This window comes from Mesorhizobium sp. B2-3-13 (assembly GCF_006442195.1).
GTDB classification, from domain to species: Bacteria; Pseudomonadota; Alphaproteobacteria; order Rhizobiales; family Rhizobiaceae; genus Mesorhizobium; species Mesorhizobium salmacidum.
Map to the genome: position 1 here is coordinate 169,905 of NZ_VFVQ01000009.1, position 16,541 is coordinate 186,445.

Consider the following 16,541-nt stretch of genomic DNA (forward strand, 5'->3'; position numbering starts at 1 on the left):
GCCTCGGACAAAACCGAGACGGGCCGAAGCTGCTTTGACAGCCTTGAGGCCAAGACAATGAGGGAGGATTGTAGGCCTGCAACCAAACATTGAGCAGCGGTAAATGTTCCTCGGGGTAAGCTCCTTCAGTCTCGGCGGCGGCCCGCTCGACGTGTGCATCTTGTTTGCTCAAGATTTCTCCTGATCTGCGGAAGCTTGCTGGATTTGCGTCATCACCTGCCGGGGATCGACATTCTCGGCCAGTTGCGGCAGCTCCTCATCGGCCGGCGTCGAGACATTCAGACGGCCTGTCAAGGCGGCCACCATTTCGATGAGCCGCGTGGTTTCGTGCTCGTTGAGAAGGCTGATCTGGAGGTCCAGTTCCGCTCGGCGCTCGCTGTGTTCGGCCATTCTGTTTTGGTTGATCAGCACGAAAGTGGACAGGAAGATTGCCTCGACCGAGGCGACCATGGCCAGGATCACAAAAGTTGGGTCCCAAGCTGGGATGGCGGGTATCGCGTCAAGGTTGGCAAGAATCCAGGCGACGAGAATTGCGAGATGCAAATAGACAAAGGCCATACTTCCCGCGAAGCGCGAAATGGCGCCAGCAATTCGCGCCTGAAGGCTTTGGTCCTCCTCCTGCTGTCGCCTGTGGTCGATCAGGGCCTGGATGTTCTGGTGAAGGACCGACTGTATGTCGGCGGGATGTTGATCGTTCATTTCTTTAAAGCCCGGTTTGGCGGGGATATCATCTGCTGGCCCTCATCGCCGGCTGGTAGCTCGGGCGAGACCGAACTTGTCGGCTGGCCTAGGTCGCGGCCGACGGCCCCTTGAAACGAGGAGTGCCGTCCTGCAATCGCGTGGACCATGGCCACCACCGCCTGAGGGGCGCTCTGGTGAACCATATGGCCGGCGCCCGCAACGACGTTGAGGAGGGACCCGCTGACCTCCGCATGCAGGCGTCGTGCTTCCCGCTCCGCGTCGAACAACCGGTCTCCAGAGGCGGCCACGATGCCGGTCGGCACGGCAATATCCCTGTAGCTGGCCTTCGTCAGCAGGGCCGCGGCCAGCATTGATGCCGACTCCGAGCACACGGCGCGCAGTTGGGACGGGCGGCTGGCGACCTCTTTTGCGCGAGCGGCGAAGTCGGCAGCGACAACCGCCGGGTGAAAGATCTTCTGCATCGCCCACGGCCAGGCAAGCCTCACAAGCGACGGCAGCAAGGTGTGGCGAAACGCTGTGCCGGCGACCGGCAAAGCCGGAAGTGCGGCCAGTGCAAGATCAAGCCGCGGGGGCGGATAATAATAGCCGGAAACCAGCACGATACCGGCAATCGAAGGAGAATGCCTGCGCGCCAGTTCGAGGGCTATCCAAGCGCCCCACGAATGCCCAAGCACCAGATATTTCTCGATGCCCAGCCTGCCGGCGGCGGCATGTATGAGATCGGCTTGGTCGCGGGCAGACCACCGCCGGCCCCGCGCCCGTGTGCTTCGCCCGAAGCCCGGTCGATCAAATGCGAACACCCGATAGGTCTTTGCCGCCTGATCGAAGATGCCACTCGACTTGAAATCCTGCGCCATGGATCCGTTTCCATGCAACAGAATGAGCGGCATGCCAGTGCCGGCTTCGAGAAAATGCAAGCGTATACCGTCAATCTCCAACACACGCCCCTGCGCCCGGCCGGCAAGCGCACGCTTGGCGCGGACGTGGTTGTATCCGGCAAGTGCCGCCAACGCGGCGACAAGCAGCACGGTCGAGAGCTTCGGTCCATCTCTGTCGAACGCCATGCCAATGCCTGCCAGGAAGTGTCTTGCTCGGTTGCCCGCCGTGTCGAACCTTCGGGACGACAGCTTGTTCCGCCAGACAAAGACAATGCTTTGTAGCCGGCTGAAAATGGCTCAGGCGGTAAGCTCTCTGGGCATGAGACGCGGCAATGGCAGCCTGTCCAAACGCGACGGCTATCTGGTTCAACGCTTTTACAACGTCACCGATCGCGTACATGCCGTCGACGGACGACTGCTGGTGCTCATCGACCGTGATGTAGCCCTCCGCGCAACATCTCGCGCCGAGGCCCAGGGCGAGTTGGGAGCGCACCTTGCAGCCCAATGCCGCATAGACTGCATCGAAGCGGCATGTCGTTCCGTCTTGCAAAATCGCCGCACACCCGTCAGCAGCCTGGCTGAGCTTGTCGAGAGTGTGACGGATGAGTATCCCTCTTTCGCCGGCCGCGCGGCGCGTGCTGGTTGAAAAGTCCGATGCGTGGGTCCCCAGCATCGTTACGTGTGGCGTGAAGCGGCTAAGGAAAATGGCCTCGTGCAAGGCTCTGTCGCCCTGCCCGACGACCGCTATCTTCCGGTCGATAACCTCGTATGCGTCGCACACCGGGCAAAGCCGAACGACACCTGCGGCAATTGCCTCCGCCATGCGAGGCAAGACGGGTGTCGTGTCGATAATTCCGGTCGACAGGAAGACCTTACGCGCCCGGATTGTGCCGATCGAGGTCTCAGCGTCAAAGCCTCCGTCGCCAGAGGCCAGCGAAAAGACTTGCCCCTGCATCACGGTTGCTCCGTACAAGCTCGCGTGACGTCGGAGCCGATCCAGAAGATCGGGGCCACTTATCCCTTCTGGAAAGCCCGGACAATTATGGCTCCTCGGGATCAGGGCGGCACGGGGATCGCCGGCATCGACCACCAGCACGCGATGGCGGAAGCGGGCAAGATACTGGGCCGCGGTCAGTCCCCCGGGCCCGCCTCCGACGATCAGCACATCTTCGGCCTCGGCGTTCGGGTGACTGGCGTGGCTGTCATGCCTGGTGGTGAACTATCTGGATTGTTCGTGGATCGAACTTGACTGGCGGCCCGGCTATTGAGAAATCCGGGCTTCAGAGCGATTGTGCGCACCTGACCGTCAACGTCAGGCAGCGTTGATGGCTTCCGTTTTCCAATCGCCCTGCCAACGCGCGCGCACGGCAATCATCAGCATGGCCGGTTCCGTCATCCCGGTCTGGAAAAGCCTGATCAGCTCTCTCGCGATAAAATGTGCTGCCGCGGTGTCCGGGAGAACGTCAAACTCCTGACACATCGCGTCGAAGACCGCACGGAGCGTATCCAGATCATTGGGGTAGAAGGTGTCCGTGCGAATGGGTCGGTCAAGCATCAAGCGTCTCCAAACGAGCGAGAGTGCGATGGTCTCCCAAGCAGCGGAGCATTGCCCGCTGCCCTCGCGTTTTATGCGGCACAGCGCACGATGTGTCGCTAACTTATGATGTACCAAGCGAAGTTCGCGTACAAAGAGTCAGGCCCGTGCTCATCCGATGCCGCGCTCAACCGCACGGAGCGGTTTCCGGGTCGAAGTAAGCCACCCTCCAGAAATCGTGTTGGTCGCCTCGATGAGTGCTGATTAGAGGGCTCGCACGCCACACTTGCGAGCAGCGGGCGAGCCCTATCCGGCGCAGGAAGGGACATAGCTGCGCGGATCCCGTTGGCCGCCCTCGTCATCCAAGAGCTACGCCGATTGCCAGGAGAGTAATCGCCATCGCGAAGACCGGTGCCAGCAACCAGCGTGCCTGGCCAATACTTTTTTCCATGACGCTTTCTCCAAATTTGCGGCGGTCAACGGCGCCGGTCATGGTTCCTCGATTTTGCTGAACGCAGACCTTTTCAGCATCATTCCAAGCCCAAAGTCCGGGATGCAAATCGGACCTAGGTACGGGCTCGGAACGTTTCGGATTCGGACACGTTCGGTCCAGGGCGATTATGCCCGAGCTCACAGGAAGGCTGTCACATGAGAATGCATTTCACCGCCGCCGCTGCTTCGTTTCTGCTCCTTGCCGGTGTCGGCATCGCTGCAGCCCAGGACGTCGTTATCGCGCCTGAACAGGACACGGTCATTCAGGAGTACGTGCACAAGCAGCCCCTCGCGTCCGTGGAAGTCCCCGGGGTCGAACTCAGCGTCGGCGCCGCGCTTCCCGACACCGTCGAGCTTCGCGAAGTTCCCAACGTCAAGTACCGCTATGTCGTGGTCCACAACCGGACAGTTCTCGTGGACCCGGGCACCCGCAAGATCATCAAGGTCTATAACTGACCAAAGTGCTGGTAGGTCGCTGATTGGGGCGACGGGCTGTACCGATTCAGAAATGGCGATCTTAGTGAGCGTCTCGCATAGACGAGGTTGGCGACAGCATCGACCATGACCGCAAATGCTGTCAACTTCCTCCCCATTCCGATATCCCGCCTTCACGGCATGCCGACCACGCGTTCACCGGTTCGGCAGAAGCGCCGCTCACTGTTAACCACCTGTCGAGTTGCGCCGCAGACCATTGTGGGCGCGCTCCGGCGGTGAGCGTCAGGGGGGTGAAGACCGGTGCTTTCTCAGCCTGGTAATCGCCGAGCGTCCGACGGTGATCACGCCGCCGCAGTCAGTCCGCACCGTCAACTTGTCGGCTTTGCGATCGATGCGGATGATGTCTCCAACAAGAACGACCTTATCTCCAGCGCGGGTTTTAGGTGGAGGGTCAACCGAATAGGGTCGGTCATACGATGGAATGTTTACTTTGGCGCGTCCGCTAGGCAGCATCGTGCTAACCGTACCCGTCAAGGTGACCTCGTCACCGATCTCAAATTCCCGGGGCACGCTATAGTGTAGCATAGACCTCCTCCGGCGCGTTCCTGATATTAATGCCGGCAAACTGACTTGGTTGCGTGAAATCGCAAGTCTCCGTGGCCCCAATCAGGCCGAGCACCCCGCTGCCAATGAGGCTTGCGGAAGCGCGGGTAGGAATTGCCGACGCCGTCGATGAATGCATGGATTGATCGCCGCCCATCCAGCGCGCCCCTCAGGGCTGGCAATCTTGTCGACGGGGGTCGATGAACCGCGGCTCGTGACAATTCCCTTACGGAACAAAAAGAGATCAGAGACATTCTCTCCTGCTCAGACAGGAGACCTCAAATGCAGAACCTAAACGACAATGCTGATGTTTCAGCCAATATCGACAAGGACCCTGATGAATGGGTTAGTGGAGACGATCCAATGACGCCATCGCAAGCCTCATACTTGAAGACCCTGAGTGAGCAGGCCGATGACGCCGCGAGCTTCGAACAAGGGCTTAGTAAGGCCGAGGCATCCAAGCGCATCGATGCGTTAAGGGCTAAGCTGAAACTCTAACCGAACCTCCCGCGCTAGCCGTTCAATGCTGGAGACGGCGCAGCGTGTCACTTTGACGGCGCTGACGATTGCGACTGCCCCGCGAAAGCGGAGAAGGCCATTAGCCCATGTACCGCGACGCTGCTATGAACGAGTTCGATCCTTCTTGGACGCGTCCCGGGATAGGGGCAGCACGTTCGATTGAGTCGCTTCCTCTTCGAGCATCACTCGCTTTGCCCGGATCTCCTCGGGTTCGGCGTGCTCTAACCCGACAACATCGTTTCTGGTCTCTTTCAACGAAACGACGATCTCATCGAGCTTGGCATGAAGGGCGGCGGTGTCCCGATAGCCTTGAATGAGCACAACTCCGGTGATCACGATGGCCGCTACCGACGGGCTAGGTAACTGCATTCGTCAGGACACCAGCGCGGTACACAGCACCATCGCTACAACCATGACATAAAAGCCAGGTGGGCGCGAAAGGAAGTCGGCCGTCAGAAAGAGGATGTGATTCATGAGGGGGTTCCTGTCGCGTACTCCTTCACGGTTGCGCCAAGGTGAAGAGGGCGACCAGCGCAGCGATAGCAACACAGATCGGTACAGCCGCGTCGGTTCCGACCGGTTGCTGCATCCCCTAGTACTGGCACTAGGCCCACTAAGGCATCCAATCCAAACCGAATTGGCGTTGCCGGGAGGCGCCATCGTGAATCAAGCAGAACGGCCAACAAGTCGAGCTCAGCAATTGCATTCGCAGTCTGACGATCCACAATAGGCTGCTCGCTTGTCCATAGCTTGGCGGCTGGCCTTGCTCGCTCGATCCGATCTCCTCGATAGCGCACTGCCCTTTCAAGTCCGCCTCCACCATCTCTGATTAGCTTTGCGTCGGCCGGAAAGGCACGTCATCGAGCAGCGTCGGCTCGCCCGAGGCATTCGTTTGGTGATCAGCTGGCAGGTTGCCGTTTGGGGTGATCTGGTTAATGGCATCCGGCAGATCCCTGGTGATCCTCGCAATCAGCTCCTCGCGCGAAAGGCCAGTCTGCCTCGAAAGAGCTTCCAGCGTCTGCACGTCAATGGCCCTTTCCACCTCGTGAGGCTCGATCGGCTCGTTCGGCCCGGTGCCAACCCAAGAGTCCACTTTCGCGCCTGCACCTGCATTTCTAAAACGGTCGAGAAGATCGCCGAGCGCTGTACCGGAAACGCCCTTGGACACCTGGTCCAAAATCCCACCTTGCGGATTGTTTGGATCGCGCTCTCCCGCCCCACGGATCATCTCTGCGATCTTGTCGCGGTTTTGATAAGCCAGGACTCCCAGCATAGCGATCGCAAGTCTTCCAAGATTTGCCACTCGTTCCTCCTCTGGTCTCGACTATGGAAAAGGTCGCGCGCTGCCAAAGGTTCCGCAATTGGCCAGCTAACATTTGGGGGCGCGCAGGTCCGGTCGGGTGGAGGGCGGCAAGACGGTGGGATAGCCGTTTCGCACCACCAAATTATGGATTGAATGTTGCCTGGCTTTGACCTCGGAGCTCTCCTGATCCTGCAAAACCAGTGCCAGATACGAAATGCCGGTTTGATGCTTTCGATGCTGCGGACCGAAATTGATGTTGAAATTTCGGACGGAATTCTCTGCCTCTCGCGGCTCGTTCAAGAGGCCCGCCTAACTTCCCCCCGAGCCGGTGGCTCCATTCGTCTGCCGGGCGGACATCGTTCCACCGGGGTCCGCCCGTCCAAATTTCGCCTCCTCCCCGACCGCCTCCACCAGCTGCCTGAGAAAGTTCACTAGGGCAGCCTGCGGATCATCGACCTCGCCGACGACCGCCGAAATGCCCCAGTGTCCAAGCACCGCCTCCTCCACGGGGTTTCGGCTGGCCATGAAGATGAACGAGGGAGGACGATCTTTTTCATAGCCGGATCGATGCCAGGTTTGCCAAAGGCGGTGCAACAGCAACCGGATATTCGGGTCGGAAAGGCTATAGCCTATGAAGAGGATCGTGCTACCAAGTGCATCCGCACGAAACCGCACATCCAGTGGGGAATTAAAGGAAAGCCGATCGAGGTAGTCCGTTTCGGTCAGGACAAGCGACGAATCATCGTCGAAGTCGCCATGGAATTTCACGATGTGGGTGACCCCCTGCCGGGCTTGCGCTACATCTCGTGCATTGGCCACTTTGACGTATCGCTGACCGTATATTTCGAAAGCCAGTTCCAGGTTCCGGTCGTAGTTCGTGGTATAGATAATGGGGAAATTGAGCATCACAATGAGGCGATGCAACTCCGATGTCTCAATGCGGTCCCTGGCGACCGACCAGTTCCTGTCCATCCAGCTGCGCAGTGGTCCGATGCTGCCATGCCTAATCCGATAGTACTCGGCCAGAGTTTGAAAACGGTCGCGCCGCATCGAAAATTCCTCATCGATCCCAAGTTCTTTTGCCATCTGCTCGATCAGCTTTTCCCAGGATGGAAGCCCAACGCTGATCGACACACCCGCTCCGACAAACAGGATCGCGCTACCGCGGCCGATCGCTTTTGCCAGTGATGCGAGCCCATCGGTCATAGATAGGAGCCGACGCTGGATGAGGCGCTCCAAGCAGTTGCAGCCGTGGCAGAAGGCATTGACATTCTCTTTCGGATCACTGGCATCGTCCGCGACCAAACCAGCGGAGCGACGCTGTGTTCCCACGGGGCAGTCCGAAAGTTGCCGTCGGGGCTGGCGCGTCTGGTGACGACGTCTGTTGGAGCAGGGCAGCCGTTCCTTGAATAGTGGGGCGATTACGTCGCGCTGAAGGCACAACCCGGAAGCCAGCAGAGATGTGAGGTTCCGATCAGAGGATCGAGCTTGCCCGTGGCCGAGCACCTTGGCTGGGCAAAAATTTATAGCCATTAACAAATCTAAGTGCGGGCTAGTTCTGTTCCCGTACATTCGCGAGGAAAGGAGGCTGAGATGAGCCAAAAGCACCGCGATCTGGACTATCTTATCCAGCACTATATTGAGTGCAGGAGAGGCAAACCTTGGCCGCTTTCGGTATCGGCGGCCGTCGTCGCGATACGCACAGTTTTCCGGGGTTGCCTCGCTTCTGATTATGAACTGGCCACGCTCATTGCAAGAGCTGCGGTCAGCCGAGGCCAGATTGTCGATTTCGACCTCAATGAGCCTGCACAGGCGGCATAGCGCCAGCAGGACGCAGCTTACCTCGACAAATCCGCACGATGTGACAGAGACTCCTCAAGAGACTGGAGGTGGCTCTTCGGATCAGGTGCCGATAGCGCGTCACGAAGGCCCCACACAGCTCGTCACGCGAACACCAACACGAAACTGCGCCGAATTCCGTCAATAGCGGGGCTGCACCTGTTGCCCTGGCGCTCACAATTCAAGGCCGGCGGGTCAAGTCAAAGGCAATGGCACGTCCTGACCAGCAAGAAAACGCCCACTGCGTAAGGGATCAACAAAAGCACGACGGCCAACCAGTAACCAGGCTGAACCATCGCGGCCAAATCTGATCGAAGCTGCTCCATTGGCTGTCCAACGCAGGGCAGTTCTGCTTGTTCCTTGGCTGCGATCATCAGAGTCCGGCGGTCAAGCCGGCTCTTCCGGTCACTGGCGGGCTGCAGAAGAGGAAAGATATGCTCTCACCAAGAGCGCTGAGGGCACCTGCATTGGCAGACCACTCAAGGGCAGGCCAGCCCCGGCTGCTTCGCGCGCCTAATGCCTGCAACACTGTCGCTCCACGCATCAGGAACAAAGCAGCTCCTTGTTCGTTCGGTGCCCAAGAGCGGATCAACTCCCATGCAGAAGGTGTTTCGAGGAGCCATGGACCGTCGCCAGTTTCCCTTACCATCTCTGTGCCTCTTGATCCTGACCATTGTCGGGCTGGCACAAAACCCTGCGCGAGCCCAAGCGCCGTGCCCAGCCGACCACGAGAAGCTGCTCGCAGCCTTGAAGACCAATGTCAAGGCAAGCGGGGGCCCGGCGAATGGCGGCTTCGAGACCAATGAATGGGCGGCCGTCGTCGCCCGCGACGGGACGGTCTGCGCCGTCGCCTTCAGTGGACCTGCCGTCGATGCGCAATGGCCGGGCAGCCGGCTCATCGCCGCCGAGAAGGCGAATACAGCCAATGGGCTCAGCTTGGCGAACATGGCGCTCTCGACCGCCAACCTCTATGCAGGGGTGCAGCCGGGTGGGCCGCTGTTCGGTCTGCAGGCCACCAATCCCGTCAACCAGGCGGCAGCCTATGCCGGGGATGCCAAGACTTTCGGTAGCGCCCAAGATCCGCTGCTAGGCAAGCCGATCGGCGGCATTGTCGTGTTTGGCGGAGGCTTGGCTCTATACGACGGCAAAACGGTCGTCGGTGCACTTGGCGTCAGTGGCGATTCCTCCTGCGCCGACCACAATGTCGCCTGGCGCGTTCGCGCGGCGCTCGGCCTCGACAAAGTTCCGGCGGGCGTCAATCCCAATCGCAAGGATGCCATTATCTATGATCTCGATCCCGGTGGCAAAAGCGCCTCCGGGTGGGGCCACCCGCTTTGTGCCGGGCATGAGGCCGATGTCGCGGCCGAACTTGGTTCTGGCGTCGGAGGCTCGACGCCGAAATGAAGCGAACAGCCCAACCTGTCGCGCCCTGCGTTGTCGCGGTATGCGCCAACCGCTCGGCGGCACCCAGAAAATGTCTTGCGAGCATCTTTGCGATGCTGCTGCTGGTGTCCACTCCCTTACTGATGGCCGCTTCGGAAGCTCCGCCAACGCCGGCGATCTCGCCGCCGCCTTCCGCTGCGCCACCTGACGACGGGCAGTGGACGATGCCCGCCAAGAACTACGCGTCGACCCGCTACAGCGAGCTCACGGAAATCAACGAAGGCAACGCCAAGAACCTGCAGGTGGCCTTCACCTTCTCGACCGGCGTCAATAAGGGCCAGGAAGCGGCGCCGTTGGTCGTCGGCGGCACGATGTACATCGTGAGCCCCTTCCCCAACATCGTCTACGCGCTTGATCTCACCAAGCCGGGTGCGCCGATGAAATGGAAGTTCGAACCCAATCCCGAGCCGGCGGCGCAAGGGGTTGCCTGTTGCGATGTCGTCAATCGCGGCGCCGCTTTCGCGAACGGACGCATCTTCTTCAACACACTGGACGGGCACACCATCGCGCTCGACGCGAACACCGGTCAGCCGATCTGGAACGCCCATATCGGCAACATCAACATCGGCGAGACCATCACCATGGCGCCCTTGGTGGTGAAAGGCAAAGTGCTGGTCGGCAATTCAGGCGGCGAGATGGGCGTCCGCGGCTGGGTCAAGGCGCTCGACGCCGGCGACGGTCACGTCGTCTGGACGGCCTACGGCACCGGGCCGGACAAGGACGTGCTTATCGGCCCGGACTTCAAGCCGCACTACGACATGGACAAGGGCAAGGACCTTGGCGTCACAACATGGCCGCCGGAAGCCTGGAAGATCGGCGGCGGCAACATGTGGGGCTGGATTTCCTACGATCCGGATCTCAACCTGATCTTCCACGGCACCGGCAATCCTGGACCGTGGAACCCCGATCTGCGGCCCGGTGACAACAAATGGACGTCAGGCATCTTCGCCCGCGATCCCGATACCGGCGCGGCGAAATGGTTCTATCAGTGGAGCCCGCACGACCTCCACGACTATGATGGGATCAACGAGCAGGTCCTGCTCGACATGAACTGGCAGGGCAAGCCGCGCAAGGTGCTGGTCCGGCCTGAACGCAACGGCTACCTCTACATCCTCGACCGGACCACGGGCGAAGTGCTGTCCGCGAAACCTTTCGGCCCTGTCAATTCCAGCAAGGGTGTCGATCTCAAGAGCGGCCGTCTGATCGAAAACCCGGACAAGAAGACCGGGACCGGCAAAGTCGTCCGCGACATCTGCCCAACCGCGTCGGGGCTCAAGGACTGGCAGCCTTCCGCCTTCTCGCCGAAGACCGGGCTGCTCTATATTCCGCATAACAATCTGTGCATGGACGAAGAAGGCGTCGAGGTGAACTACATCGCCGGCACCCCCTATGTCGGCATGAACGTGCGCATGATCCCTGGGCCCGGTGGCAACCGGGGCGCCTTCACCGCCTGGGACATCGCTGCGCAGAAGCCCGCCTGGAGCCTCAAGGAGAACTTCCCGGTGTGGAGCGGCGCGGTCGTGACGGCCGGCGATGTCGTCTTCTACGGGACAATGGAAGGTTGGTTCAAGGCGGTCAGCGCCAAGACTGGCGATCTGCTTTGGCAGTTCAAGACGGCGTCCGGCATCATTGGCCAGCCCATCACATATCGCGGTCCCGACGGACGTCAATATGTAGCGATCCTGTCGGGTGTCGGCGGCTGGGCCGGCGCGATCGTATCGGGCGATCTCGATCCGCGCGACGCCACCGCCGCGCTCGGTTTCGTCAACGCGATGAAGGACCTCAAGGAGGCCACAACGGCGGGAGGCACGCTTTATGTGTTCCGGCTGCCCTGAACACTGGGCCGCGCGCCTGGCGCTCGGCATGGCCGCGCTCGCCTTGCTGTTCTTGCCGGTGGCAGCCAATGCCCGTGAACTGAGGGTCTGCGCTGATCCGAACAACATGCCATTTTCCAACGCGGCCGGTCAGGGTTTCGAGAACAGGATCGTTGAGATCGTGGCCGCCGATCTCGGTGCCAAGCTGACCTACACCTGGTGGGCGCAGCGCCGCGGCTTCGTGCGCAACACGCTGAAAGCCGGCCTTTGCGATCTCGTACCAGGCACGCCTGCCAACCTCGAAATGCTGCGCACCACCACACCCTATTATCGCTCATCCTATGTTTTCGTCACCCGCCAGGACGGTCCGGATGTGGCGTCCTTCAACGATCCGCAACTGCGCGCTATGCGGATCGGCGTGCAACTCATCGGCGACGACGGGGCCAATTCGCCCCCCGTTCAGGCGCTTGGCCGCCGTGGCATCGTCGGGCACCTCGTCGGCTACCCGGTCTATGGCGACTACTCCGCACCCAACCCCCCAGCGCGCATCGTTGAAGCGGTGGCGACCGGCGAGATCGATCTTGCCGTCGTCTGGGGCCCGCTCGCCGGCTACTTCGCCCAGAAGCAGAAAGTGCCGCTGCGCATCACGCCGGTCACCCCTCGCATCGACGGACCGCAGTTGCCCATGATCTACGACATCTCGATGGGCGTTAGGCGCGAGGACGATGTGCTACGTGGCGATGTGAATAGCGCGCTGGCCAGGCACAAGGCCGAGATCGACGCATTGCTGTCGCAATATGGCGTGCCGCGGCTCGACGGCTCGGGGAGTCCAGTGCGATGAGGCCGGGCGCCGCCATGCTCCTGTTTGCGCTCCTGACGCTTGCGGCATGCCAGCGCGAGGAGCGGGACACGCGCCCGCAAAATTCGCTCGGATCGGGCGAGCAGCCGACGCCTGTGACGACATTGGAACCCGGCGGACAGCGGGCTTCCGCCAGCGATAACAAGGCGGCGAGTTTCGAGGCCAACGCCTTCCACCTCAGCGAAGGCAAGCGGCTGTTCAGCTGGTTCAACTGTTCAGGCTGTCATGCCAATGGCGGCGGCGGCATGGGGCCGGCTTTGATGGACCAGAAGTGGCTTTACGGCAGCTCGATCGAAAGCATCCACGCTACGATCCGCGATGGTCGGCCAAAAGGCATGCCGAGCTTCCGCGACAAGATCCCCGATGACCAGATTTGGGAGCTTGCCGCCTTTGTCCGCTCGCTGAGCGGCAATGCGCCCTCGTCCGCCGCCCCGCAGCGCAATGACGACATGATGCCACATCCGTCGGAAAACCGCCTGCCGGACGCCGCCACACTGGGGAAATCACCGTGAAACGCCTTGCGTCGACCGGGTTCGGCACGACCTGCGTCTTGTTTCTGCAGGGATGCTCGGGATGGCAATCAGCGCTCGATCCGAAAGGTCCCGCTGCCAGTGAGCTGGCATGGCTCATTTGGTTTTTCACCGCGCTTTGCGCAGTGATCTGGGTCCTGGTGATGATCGCGCTTGCCGCGCCGCTGTTGATGCGGCCTCGCACACGTTCCGAGCCGCTCGCGCTCGACGCGGGCGCCGACCATCGCAAGTTGCGGGTCGTCGTGATCGCCGTCGGGCTGACTGCCGCGATCGTGGTCGGGCTGACCTTGCTGAGCTTCTTCGCCAACAGGACGCTAGCGGCGATCGGCTCGGACGCTGCGCTCACCATTCGCGTTACCGGCCACCAATGGTGGTGGGAGGTGCGCTACGAAGATGCCACGCCGAGCCGCATCCTGACCACGGCTAACGAGATCCACATTCCCGCCGGGGAGCCCGTGCGGCTTCTGCTGACCTCGACCGATGTTATCCACTCGTTCTGGATCCCGAGTTTGGCCGGCAAGCTCGACCTCATCCCCGGTCATATCAATGTACTTGATATCAGGGCCGACAAGCCCGGCGTCTATCGCGGCCAGTGCGCTGAGTTCTGCGGTGCACAGCATGCTAATATGGGCACCTTCATCATCGCCGAGCCGCGGGCAAAGTTCGACGCCTGGTGGAACGACCAGTTGCAGCCGGCTGGGCCCCCGACGAATGGGGAGGCCAAAAATGGCGCGGACCTGTTCCTCAAGCGCCCCTGCGTGATGTGCCACAGGATCGGCGGCACTCCAGCGGGAGGAACCGTCGCGCCTGATCTCACGCATGTGGCCAGCCGGCAAACCATCGCTGCCGGTACCTTGATGATGAGCCGCGGCAATCTGGCGGCCTGGATAGCGGATCCGCAAGGCGTGAAGCCCGGCTCCCACATGCCGGTGGTGGAGCTCAACGGCGACGAACTCAACGCCATCGTCGCCTATCTCGAGGGTCTGAAATGAGCAGCGCGGATCTAACGAGCGAACGCGACCTGCCGCAACGGGGGACCGCCACGCAAGGCGACGTTGCTCCCGAGCATGACGGACCGCGTGATACCGGCATGGACGACGCCAGCCTGCACCGCTGGCTGGCGCGGGCATGGTGCACGCCGCCCGGCATCATCGGCGCTCTGTCGAGCGTCGACCACAAGGTGATCGCAAGGCGCTATCTGATCACGGCCTTCATCTTCCTATGCCTTGGCGGACTGAACGCGGTCGCCATGCGAATCCAACTCTCAGGGCCGCAGCGTGGGCTGATCGGGCCGGACCTGTACAACCAGCTGTTCACGATGCATGGCGTCACCATGATGTTCCTGTTCGCCGTGCCTATCGTGCAGGCAACGGGGATCTATCTGGTGCCGCTGATGGTCGGCACCCGCAACATCGCCTTCCCGCGGCTCAATGCATTCGGCTATTGGGTGTATCTTTCGGGCGGCGTCTTTGCCTGGGTTTCATTCCTCCTCAACATGGCACCGGACGTCGGCTGGTTCGCCTATGTGCCTTTGTCCGGTCCCGAATTCTCTCCCGGCAAGCGCGCCGATGTCTGGGCGCAAATGATCACCTATACCGAAGTGTCCTCGCTTGCGGTCGCCGTCGCCACCATCGTGACCGTGTTCAAGCAACGCGCACCCGGCATGTCGCTGGACAAGATACCGCTTTATGTGTGGGCACTGCTGGTCACTTCGTTCGTCGTGGTCTTCGCGATGCCGGCAGTCATGATCACCTCGACCTTCCTCATTCTCGACCGGCTTGTCGGAACCCACATTTTCAATCCGGCGGAGGGCGGCGACGCCCTGCTGTTCCAGCATCTGTTCTGGTTCTTCGGCCATCCCGAGGTCTACATCATCTTCCTGCCGGCGACAGGCATGGTCTCCTCGATCATTCCCGCTTTTGCCCGGCGACCGACGTTCGGCCATCTCGGGCTGGTCCTTTCGTTGATCGCGGTCGGTTTCCTGTCGTTCGGCCTCTGGGTGCACCATATGTTTGCGACGGGATTGCCGAAGTTGGGGGCGAGCTTCTTCACGGCGTCCAGCATGCTGATCGCCATACCCAATGGCCTGCAGATCTTCTGCTGGCTGGCGACTTTGTGGGATGGCAGACCGGTGATCCGCACGCCGCTGCTGTTCGTCTTCGGCTTCTTCTTCATCTTCGTCATCGGCGGGCTCAGCGGCGTCATGCTCGCCTCGGTGCCGCTCGACCTGCAGGTGCACGACACCTATTTCGTCGTTGCCCACTTCCATTACGTGCTGATCGGCGGATCGGTATTCCCGCTGCTGGGCGCGGCCTATTTCTGGTTCCCCAAGATCACCGGCCGCATGATGAGCGAACGTCTCGGACGCTGGCATTTCTGGCTGGCCTTCATCGGCTTCAACGTGGCTTTCTTCCCGATGCATCTGGTCGGCCTGTGGGGAATGCCGCGCCGGGTCTACACCTATCCGGCGGAGCTTGGCTGGGGCAACATCAACCTGCTCATCAGCGCCGGCGCGGTGCTGTTCTTCTTGAGCTTCGTCCTGTTCACTTTCAACCTCGTGCACGGCGTATTGAAAGGCGTACCGGCCGGGGACAATCCCTGGGATGCAGGCACCCTGGAATGGGCAACGTCCTCGCCGCCTCCAAGCTATAATTTCACACGCATCCCGATCGTGACAAACGTTGAGCCGCTGTGGGCCGAACGAGACGCGCTTCCCGTCGCAACCGGCCTGCGCGTCGACGTGCGCGAGTTGCTCATCTCGACGGTGGCGGAAGCCCATCCCGACATCCGCGAGAAATCGGCGACGCCGTCAATCTGGCCCCTGCTTGCGGCGATCGCCGTGGGCGGCACTTTCCTCTACTCGATCTTCACGCCGTGGGCGGTCGTGTGGGGCGCCGTGCCGATCGCGGTCACGCTGGTCGGCTGGTTCTGGCCCAAAGGCGATCCGGAGGACGAGGAATGAACCAGCGACCCGTCGCCGACCTTTCCGGGCTTCCCACCTTTGGACATGGTCCGCGCAGCCCGACCTGGTGGGGCACGCTCGGCTTCATGGCGCTGGAGGGGACGGGCTTCGCGCTGGCGGCCGGCGCCTATCTCTACCTGGCAATGTCGTGGCCCAACTGGCGTCTGAGCGCCCCGGAGCCTAACCATTGGCCGGGAACGATCGTCACCCTCCTGCTGATCGCCAGCCTGGTGCCGAACCACATTCTCAATCGCTACGCCGAGCGTTGCGCCATTGTACCGGTGCGGATCGGCATGGTGGTGATGTCGCTGTTCGGTCTCGCCCCGCTCGTGGTGCGCTGGTTCGAGTTCCCGGCGCTGAATATCTATTGGGACACGAACGCGTACGGCTCGATGCTTTGGGTGCTGCTTGGACTGCACACCACCCACCTGATCACCGATGTCGGCGACACGATCGTGCTGACGGTGCTGATGTTCACACGCCATGGCTACAGCGGCCGGCGCTTCGGCGACGTAGGCGATAACGTCTTCTACTGGGATTTCGTGGTGCTCACCTGGATCCCGATCTACCTGCTCATCTACTGGGTACCGAGGCTAGGCTGATGCGCGCGCTGCAATTGGGAACGTCC

Annotated in this window: 19 protein-coding genes; 10 read left to right on the forward strand and 9 right to left on the reverse strand. The window is 61.2% G+C overall.

Features of this window, described 5'->3' with window-relative positions; genetic code table 11:
* Nucleotides 1-168: 168 nt before the first annotated feature.
* From FJ941_RS13360 to FJ941_RS29675, 5 genes are all read right to left on the reverse strand, one after another.
* Complete coding sequence (locus FJ941_RS13360) at nt 169-699, reverse strand: DUF1003 domain-containing protein (RefSeq protein ID WP_140506160.1); 531 nt, start codon at nt 697-699, stop codon at nt 169-171.
* Nucleotides 696-1,730, reverse strand: a complete 1,035-nt coding sequence (locus FJ941_RS13365; RefSeq protein ID WP_246673802.1) for an alpha/beta hydrolase — start codon at nt 1,728-1,730, stop codon at nt 696-698. Before FJ941_RS13365 ends, FJ941_RS13360 begins: the two co-directional genes overlap by 4 nt.
* Nucleotides 1,630-2,745, reverse strand: a complete 1,116-nt coding sequence (locus tag FJ941_RS13370; RefSeq protein WP_246673805.1) for an NAD(P)/FAD-dependent oxidoreductase — start codon at nt 2,743-2,745, stop codon at nt 1,630-1,632. The genes FJ941_RS13365 and FJ941_RS13370 overlap by 101 nt, the downstream gene beginning before the upstream one ends.
* Before the next feature lie 147 nt (nt 2,746-2,892).
* Nucleotides 2,893-3,135, reverse strand: coding sequence for a hypothetical protein (locus FJ941_RS13375; RefSeq protein WP_140506164.1), 243 nt, complete (start codon nt 3,133-3,135; stop codon nt 2,893-2,895).
* 337 nt (nt 3,136-3,472) lie between these two features.
* Nucleotides 3,473-3,607 carry a hypothetical protein gene (locus FJ941_RS29675; protein ID WP_281405566.1) on the reverse strand — a complete coding sequence of 45 codons (135 nt, stop codon included), beginning with the start codon at nt 3,605-3,607 and terminating at the stop codon, nt 3,473-3,475.
* 155 nt (nt 3,608-3,762) lie between these two features.
* On the opposite strand from FJ941_RS29675, the gene FJ941_RS13380 reads away from it, so the two are divergent.
* Together FJ941_RS13380 and FJ941_RS13390 are read left to right on the forward strand one after the other, a co-directional pair.
* Nucleotides 3,763-4,062: a DUF1236 domain-containing protein gene (locus tag FJ941_RS13380; protein ID WP_140506165.1), complete on the forward strand. Its 300-nt coding sequence runs from the start codon at nt 3,763-3,765 to the stop codon at nt 4,060-4,062.
* A gap of 864 nt (nt 4,063-4,926) precedes the next feature.
* On the forward strand, nt 4,927-5,142 hold the full coding sequence (locus FJ941_RS13390) for a DUF3072 domain-containing protein (protein WP_140506169.1): 216 nt from the start codon (nt 4,927-4,929) through the stop codon (nt 5,140-5,142).
* Between the two features lie 123 nt (nt 5,143-5,265).
* On the opposite strand, the gene FJ941_RS13395 is transcribed toward FJ941_RS13390, so the two are convergent.
* From FJ941_RS13395 to FJ941_RS13410, 4 genes are all read right to left on the reverse strand, one after another.
* Nucleotides 5,266-5,532 carry a low affinity iron permease family protein gene (locus tag FJ941_RS13395; RefSeq protein ID WP_246673806.1) on the reverse strand — a complete coding sequence of 89 codons (267 nt, stop codon included), beginning with the start codon at nt 5,530-5,532 and terminating at the stop codon, nt 5,266-5,268.
* A 101-nt stretch (nt 5,533-5,633) separates the two neighbouring features.
* Nucleotides 5,634-5,960: a DUF4112 domain-containing protein gene (locus tag FJ941_RS13400; RefSeq protein ID WP_210242221.1), complete on the reverse strand. Its 327-nt coding sequence runs from the start codon at nt 5,958-5,960 to the stop codon at nt 5,634-5,636.
* A 32-nt stretch (nt 5,961-5,992) separates the two neighbouring features.
* Nucleotides 5,993-6,466, reverse strand: a complete 474-nt coding sequence (locus FJ941_RS13405) for a YidB family protein (protein WP_140506171.1) — start codon at nt 6,464-6,466, stop codon at nt 5,993-5,995.
* A 309-nt stretch (nt 6,467-6,775) separates the two neighbouring features.
* The gene (locus FJ941_RS13410; protein ID WP_140506251.1) at nt 6,776-7,672 is read right to left on the reverse strand and encodes an SIR2 family protein; all 897 of its coding nucleotides are present in this window, start codon (nt 7,670-7,672) and stop codon (nt 6,776-6,778) included.
* Between the two features lie 387 nt (nt 7,673-8,059).
* Here FJ941_RS13410 and FJ941_RS13415 point away from each other — a divergent pair, with 387 nt between their 5' ends.
* From FJ941_RS13415 to FJ941_RS13450, 8 genes are all read left to right on the forward strand, one after another.
* On the forward strand, nt 8,060-8,287 hold the full coding sequence (locus FJ941_RS13415; protein ID WP_140506173.1) for a hypothetical protein: 228 nt from the start codon (nt 8,060-8,062) through the stop codon (nt 8,285-8,287).
* A gap of 639 nt (nt 8,288-8,926) precedes the next feature.
* A complete protein-coding gene (locus FJ941_RS13420) occupies nt 8,927-9,709 on the forward strand; it encodes a heme-binding protein (RefSeq protein WP_181165883.1) in 783 nt (260 codons plus the stop codon).
* 122 nt (nt 9,710-9,831) lie between these two features.
* A complete protein-coding gene (locus FJ941_RS13425) occupies nt 9,832-11,583 on the forward strand; it encodes a methanol/ethanol family PQQ-dependent dehydrogenase (RefSeq protein WP_281405567.1) in 1,752 nt (583 codons plus the stop codon).
* Nucleotides 11,584-11,611: 28 nt separating this feature from the next.
* Nucleotides 11,612-12,403, forward strand: a complete 792-nt coding sequence (locus tag FJ941_RS13430) for a substrate-binding domain-containing protein (RefSeq protein ID WP_246673817.1) — start codon at nt 11,612-11,614, stop codon at nt 12,401-12,403.
* Nucleotides 12,400-12,933, forward strand: coding sequence for a c-type cytochrome (locus FJ941_RS13435; protein ID WP_140506179.1), 534 nt, complete (start codon nt 12,400-12,402; stop codon nt 12,931-12,933). The genes FJ941_RS13430 and FJ941_RS13435 overlap by 4 nt, the downstream gene beginning before the upstream one ends.
* Nucleotides 12,930-13,943, forward strand: a complete 1,014-nt coding sequence (gene coxB, locus FJ941_RS13440) for a cytochrome c oxidase subunit II (protein WP_140506181.1) — start codon at nt 12,930-12,932, stop codon at nt 13,941-13,943. The genes FJ941_RS13435 and coxB overlap by 4 nt, the downstream gene beginning before the upstream one ends.
* Complete coding sequence (gene ctaD, locus FJ941_RS13445) at nt 13,940-15,913, forward strand: cytochrome c oxidase subunit I (RefSeq protein WP_140506183.1); 1,974 nt, start codon at nt 13,940-13,942, stop codon at nt 15,911-15,913. The genes coxB and ctaD overlap by 4 nt, the downstream gene beginning before the upstream one ends.
* The gene (locus tag FJ941_RS13450; RefSeq protein ID WP_027145372.1) at nt 15,910-16,515 is read left to right on the forward strand and encodes a cytochrome c oxidase subunit III; all 606 of its coding nucleotides are present in this window, start codon (nt 15,910-15,912) and stop codon (nt 16,513-16,515) included. The genes ctaD and FJ941_RS13450 overlap by 4 nt, the downstream gene beginning before the upstream one ends.
* Nucleotides 16,516-16,541: the final 26 nt, after the last annotated feature.

Excerpts from the sequence above, each read along its gene's own strand:
- FJ941_RS13415 (WP_140506173.1), top strand. The coding sequence starts at position 8,060 with ATGAGCCAAAAGCACCGCGATCTGGACTATCTTATCCAGCACTATATT.
- FJ941_RS13420 (WP_181165883.1), top strand. The coding sequence starts at position 8,927 with ATGGACCGTCGCCAGTTTCCCTTACCATCTCTGTGCCTCTTGATCCTG.
- ctaD (WP_140506183.1), top strand. The coding sequence starts at position 13,940 with ATGAGCAGCGCGGATCTAACGAGCGAACGCGACCTGCCGCAACGGGGG.
- FJ941_RS13390 (WP_140506169.1), top strand. The coding sequence starts at position 4,927 with ATGCAGAACCTAAACGACAATGCTGATGTTTCAGCCAATATCGACAAG.
- FJ941_RS13435 (WP_140506179.1), top strand. The coding sequence starts at position 12,400 with ATGAGGCCGGGCGCCGCCATGCTCCTGTTTGCGCTCCTGACGCTTGCG.
- FJ941_RS13425 (WP_281405567.1), top strand. The coding sequence starts at position 9,832 with ATGGCCGCTTCGGAAGCTCCGCCAACGCCGGCGATCTCGCCGCCGCCT.
- FJ941_RS13360 (WP_140506160.1), bottom strand. The coding sequence starts at position 699 with ATGAACGATCAACATCCCGCCGACATACAGTCGGTCCTTCACCAGAAC.
- FJ941_RS13395 (WP_246673806.1), bottom strand. The coding sequence starts at position 5,532 with ATGCAGTTACCTAGCCCGTCGGTAGCGGCCATCGTGATCACCGGAGTT.
- FJ941_RS13450 (WP_027145372.1), top strand. The coding sequence starts at position 15,910 with ATGAACCAGCGACCCGTCGCCGACCTTTCCGGGCTTCCCACCTTTGGA.
- FJ941_RS13430 (WP_246673817.1), top strand. The coding sequence starts at position 11,612 with ATGGCCGCGCTCGCCTTGCTGTTCTTGCCGGTGGCAGCCAATGCCCGT.
- FJ941_RS13380 (WP_140506165.1), top strand. The coding sequence starts at position 3,763 with ATGAGAATGCATTTCACCGCCGCCGCTGCTTCGTTTCTGCTCCTTGCC.
- FJ941_RS13410 (WP_140506251.1), bottom strand. The coding sequence starts at position 7,672 with ATGACCGATGGGCTCGCATCACTGGCAAAAGCGATCGGCCGCGGTAGC.
- FJ941_RS13375 (WP_140506164.1), bottom strand. The coding sequence starts at position 3,135 with ATGCTTGACCGACCCATTCGCACGGACACCTTCTACCCCAATGATCTG.
- FJ941_RS29675 (WP_281405566.1), bottom strand. The coding sequence starts at position 3,607 with ATGACCGGCGCCGTTGACCGCCGCAAATTTGGAGAAAGCGTCATGGAA.